The organism is Clostridium sp. DSM 8431 (genome assembly GCF_900116755.1).
In the GTDB taxonomy this organism is placed as follows: Bacteria; Bacillota; Clostridia; order Clostridiales; family Clostridiaceae; genus Clostridium.
This window is the reverse complement of record NZ_FPBY01000265.1, coordinates 1-2,922: the sequence shown is the minus strand read 5'-3', so window position 1 is coordinate 2,922 and position 2,922 is coordinate 1. Positions and strand designations below refer to the sequence as shown.

Genomic DNA, 2,922 nt, shown 5'->3' with positions numbered 1-2,922 from the left:
GGAGAACATCCTTATTTAAGCACGAACTTTAAGGGACGTCCACCTATATTTGAATAGCTAGTTTTACTTATCACTCTATTTAAAAATACAGCCTTAATTTTTATATTATTCTTAGCATTTCTTTAGAAAACATATAATTTAAGTCTTTATGTTTTTCTTTAACTTTCTTTTTAGAAACTAAATACCTTTCCTTTTCATCTCTAATATCAAAAACATTATAAAAAACCTCTTCAGGAAAATAACTTATATATCTACTTATATTATCTGCATCTTGAATTAAGCGTATATAATACTTATATTTTTCATCATCACTTCCATGAGAACCATGCTTTCTTATCATATTTTCTATTATTAAAATATCCTTTGGCTTAATTTCTAGTACTTTACTACTTTCTGTATATAAAGCTATATCTTTAAGAATATCTTTTAAAGTATCTGCAGCCACATCGGCATGATGATATTTATCTTTTTTTATATCATGAAGAAGAGCTGCTACACATATATAATCATATTTAATCATCATTTCTTCTTTGTACTTTTCAGGTATATCATCTTCTAAACAATTTTCTAAAATATATAAAGATAAATTTGCAACCAATATGCTATGAAAAAACCTAAAACCAGCTTTTTTATTTCTATCACACTCAAAAGTATTTTCTAATAATATATGTTTTGTATATTTATAAACATCTTCTATAAGTTTCATTTTTTCAATCCATTTTTAACTCTACTTCCAAACTCCTTATCAGCTTTAAAAAAGTATTCAATAACTTTATTTTGAATAGATTCTGGTACTTCCCATAATTCACTTAATATATTATCAACTAAGGCACATCTATCCTTCTCGCATAAGGACCTATATCTTTCACCAGCTTGAGGAATATCATTTCCAACTATGTCATAATTACCTTCATCAGTATAAAACTTAACTGAAAAGCCTCTAGGGTCTCTTACTGTATCTGCAGAACCTCTTCCTCCAATTACTGTTGAAAATCTTACAAACACAGGCGTCTTTTTATTATCTTCACTTAAAAAGTCTGCTGAGGTATACTTTTTCATACTTTTATAGCATTTAAAATATCCATGTGCCCCTGCTCCTTTTGCATGTACAACTCTTTCAGGAATTCTCTCTCTATCAAATTGAGCTATCTTATCTAAAAGACCTATATCCTCTAATAACACTGGTCCATCATTACCTATGGTTTTTGAATTTTCATCATCCTCTATTAAATTACCATGACTAGTAGTTAAACACTTTTTTTCTTCTTCAACTTTATTTCCATAGCCTTTCTTTTTCAATTTAAAGCCCCCTATTTATATATTATACTTACTTTATTCATTAAAGGCTTATTTAGTTACATTAGTCTATAAATTTTATATTTATACATTTAATTTGTATACAAGTTATATATAACATTCTAATTTTATCTTGTTTTTTTAAGTTTTTACATGGTAATTATATATTTTTTGACCAAATCCTTATAATATTTATACATTTCTTTAGTTGATTTAATTTCTTGTATACTATATTATAAATAAAAGGCGTTCTTTTTAGAAAATAAAAAATTATAAGTAGGTGAGCTAATGACAAATCTTTTAGACGAAGCTAACAGATGTCTTACATGTAAAAATGCTAGGTGTCAAAAAAATTGTCCTATAAATACTTCTATTCCAGAAGTCATAACTCTTTATAAAGAAGGAAAAATAGAAGAAGCAGGAGAAATTTTATTTAACAACAATCCTTTATCTGCTATATGTGCGATTGTATGTCCTCATGAAAATCAATGTAAAGGAAATTGTATACGTGGAATAAAAGGAGAACCAATTCACTTCCACGAAATTGAGTGTGAAGTTTCAACAAAGTACTTAGAGAATGTTAAATTTGAAAAATCAGAAAATAACGGAACTAAAGTAGCTGTAGTTGGTGCTGGTCCAGCAGGTATAACAGTTGCATTTGAACTTGCTAAAAAGGGCTATGATGTAACTATATTTGAGAAAAACGAAAAAATCGGTGGAATTTTAACTTATGGAATTCCTGCTTTCAGACTTCCAAAATCTTATATAACTTTACTTGAAAAACATTTAAAAGAATTAGGAGTAAAAATTAAAATAAACTCTTTAATTGGTAAAGTTATTACTTTAGACAACTTATTTGAAGATGGCTTTAAGTCAATATTCATAGGTACAGGTGTATGGAATCCTAGAAAACTTAATGTTCCTGGTGAAAGCCTTGCACACGTTCACTATGCCATTGATTACTTAAGAAGTACTGCTCTTTATGATTTAGGAGATAACGTAGTTGTTATTGGTGCAGGTAATGTTGCTATGGATGCAGCTAGAAGTGCAAAATTCAATGGTTCAAAAAATGTACATGTTTATTACAGACGTGACTTCTCTGATATGACAGCTACAAAGCATGAAATTCAAGAAGCAAAAGAAGAAGATGTTATCTTTAACACATTTAAAGCTCCTGTTAAAATTACAGAAGAAGGTGTTGAATTCGTTGATACTAAGAAGCAAGAAAATAGCGATGGTTCAGTAAGCTTAGTTACAATTGAAGGCAGCAATACTCTTGTAAAATGTGATTCTGTTCTTATTGCAACAGGTCAAGTTCCAAGAGATACTATTGTAAAGAATAATACAGGTCTTGAAGTTAAGAGAGGTGGTCTTCTATTAACTGACGATAACGGACAAACTACTAGAAAAGGTGTTTATGCATGTGGAGATGTGTCTCATGGTGCAAAAACTGTTATAGAAGCAGTAGTAGCTGGTAAACAAATTGCTTCATCAATAGATGAATATCTTAAATCTGAAGCATAATATAAACAGAAAGGGGATGTAAAAAAACTCTCCTAAAAAGAAAATCGCTGTAGGCATTAAACTTACAGCGATTTTTTGGTAAAATTAAATTATGATACCAAA

3 protein-coding genes are annotated in these 2,922 nt (G+C 29.0%); 1 reads left to right on the top strand and 2 read right to left on the bottom strand.

Features of this window, described 5'->3' with window-relative positions; genetic code table 11:
- Window positions 1-100: 100 nt before the first annotated feature.
- Together BM384_RS16475 and BM384_RS16470 are read right to left on the bottom strand one after the other, a co-directional pair.
- Window positions 101-706 (bottom strand): HD domain-containing protein, encoded by a 606-nt coding sequence (locus BM384_RS16475; protein WP_090015273.1) that lies wholly within the window; start codon window positions 704-706, stop codon window positions 101-103.
- Window positions 703-1,299 carry a catalase gene (locus BM384_RS16470; protein WP_090015271.1) on the bottom strand — a complete coding sequence of 199 codons (597 nt, stop codon included), beginning with the start codon at window positions 1,297-1,299 and terminating at the stop codon, window positions 703-705. Before BM384_RS16470 ends, BM384_RS16475 begins: the two co-directional genes overlap by 4 nt.
- Window positions 1,300-1,584: 285 nt before the next feature.
- Here BM384_RS16470 and BM384_RS16465 point away from each other — a divergent pair, with 285 nt between their 5' ends.
- Window positions 1,585-2,820 carry an NAD(P)-dependent oxidoreductase gene (locus BM384_RS16465; protein ID WP_090015269.1) on the top strand — a complete coding sequence of 412 codons (1,236 nt, stop codon included), beginning with the start codon at window positions 1,585-1,587 and terminating at the stop codon, window positions 2,818-2,820.
- The last annotated feature ends 102 nt before the right edge of the window (window positions 2,821-2,922 follow it).

Bases quoted from the DNA above. Each gene is read 5' to 3' on its own strand.
- BM384_RS16475 (WP_090015273.1), bottom strand. From the start codon at position 706: ATGAAACTTATAGAAGATGTTTATAAATATACAAAACATATATTATTA.
- BM384_RS16465 (WP_090015269.1), top strand. From the start codon at position 1,585: ATGACAAATCTTTTAGACGAAGCTAACAGATGTCTTACATGTAAAAAT.